The sequence below is a fragment of the Candidatus Binatota bacterium genome, from assembly GCA_012960245.1.
GTDB lineage: Bacteria > Desulfobacterota > Binatia > UBA1149 > UBA1149 > UBA1149.
Genome location: DUBO01000057.1, coordinates 1 through 1,621, shown reverse-complemented (window position 1 = coordinate 1,621; position 1,621 = coordinate 1). Strand labels below are relative to the sequence as shown.

At 61.4% G+C, this 1,621-nt stretch carries 1 protein-coding gene; it reads right to left on the bottom strand.

All coding sequences use genetic code 11. The features are described 5' to 3' along the window. Positions 1-207 precede the first annotated feature (207 nt). Positions 208-1,368 (bottom strand): DUF4102 domain-containing protein, encoded by a 1,161-nt coding sequence (locus EYQ35_11750; protein ID HIF64808.1) that lies wholly within the window; start codon positions 1,366-1,368, stop codon positions 208-210. Positions 1,369-1,621 lie beyond the last annotated feature (253 nt).

Here is a 1,621-nt window from a genome sequence, read left to right as displayed (position 1 = left end):
CAGCGGTGGGTTTAACAACTTAGCCGCCGGCTTATACTCGTCTGTAAGTGACGGACTCAATCGCCCCACGGTGGGTTTTTATGACTGGGCCGCGTGTTCGCTGTTCGAGGACCAGTAGGGCAGGGCGGTTCGACAACCAGCGTCAAGAACAACATCGCCTCGGCGGCCAGCACGGCTGCCGGGGCGTTTCTCTTTGCACCGAGAGCGCTACTTCTGCCCCAGTGCCTTCGAGATATCCGTAGCAACCTGGTTGGCCGCCTGCCGCCCGGTGTCTCGCATAAGGTGGGCGTAGCGCTGGGTCGTAGCCGTTGATTTGTGACCCATCAGCCCACCGATTACGGGCAGCGAGATGTTTACTGTCACCGACATCGAGGCGAAGGTGTGCCGAAGGTCGTTAATGCGCACGTCGGTCATGTTGAGACGCTCGCGGATTCGTGACCACGGCTTGAAGAGATTGACCAGGTGCTGCCCTTCCTTGTTTCCAGGCAACACCCACGGACCACCGTCGCGCGGCAGCGACTGCAATATTTCTCTCACCTCTGCTGCCATCTCCAGATCCTTGCGGCCTGTCTTGCTGTCGGGCAGGTGAATGAGCCCCTGCTCGAAGTCGATGTAGCTCCACCTGAGAGCCAGGATCTCGCCCGACCGGGCACCCGTCATGAGCAGCAGGTTGATGGCCGCAACCACGTAGGGCGATTCCTCGCCTGATTTACCCAGCCGTTCGAGTTCGTTACCGAGCCGCCTCAGTTCGAGTTCGCCCAGGTAACGCTTGCGGGCCTCCTCCTTGTACTTGGTCACCCAGCGGCAGGGGTTTGATCCCTGCGGCCTCAGGTCCCAGGCCTCGGCCAGGTTGAACATCTTGCTCAGCTGGGCCAGCACCCGGTTGGCCTCGTAGGGGGTGCCTCGCATGGCCTGGTGAAGTTCGGTGACGTGGCGCTTAGAAACCTGGCCGAGCTTGAGCTGCCCCATCGCGGGAAGGATGTGGTTGTTCAGTTGCCCGATGTCGTTGCGCAGGCCGCTGGGCTTCTTGCGCGGCTTGGCCCACTCGGACAGGTAGCGCTGGGAGAATTCCTCGAAGGTTGGGGATCGGCGGCTGGCTTCGCGCTCGGCCGTCGGGTCGTTGCCGCGGGCTATGTCGCCGAGCATCTGCAGGGCCTTGCGCCGAGCCTCGGCGGGTTCGATCTGCCCGTGGCGACCCAGCGTGATGCTGCGCTGCTTTCCGTCGATGCGGGTGCGCAGGACGTAGGTCCGGCTGCTGCTAGTAACGCGACACCAGAAACCTCGTATCTCGCTGTCGCGCAGGATGAGTTCGCCTGTGACGGGTGCGGTGGCGGCTTCCACTGTCTTCTTGTTGAGCTTGATGTTCATTCGGTCTTGCCTCCGGTGGTCTGAAATTTGGTACCAATTTGGTACCACTTGGCGCGTAGTGAGGGTGAGTACAGCCTGGTAACGCGTCACGTTCAGTAGGCGACCCAGCGCTTAATTTGTCAATGGAGTCAGAGCCTTGAGAGGGCGGGAGAGTAAAGGCGAGTACGCGTGGGTGTGCGCTTGGCTCGATTCGTAATCAGCAGGTCGGCGGTTCAACTCCGCCCGTCAGCTCCAGTCTTACCGCGGCCTTGCG

What these genes read in the sequence shown, in the direction of transcription:
- EYQ35_11750 (HIF64808.1), bottom strand. Translation starts at nt 1,368, where the DNA reads ATGAACATCAAGCTCAACAAGAAGACAGTGGAAGCCGCCACCGCACCC.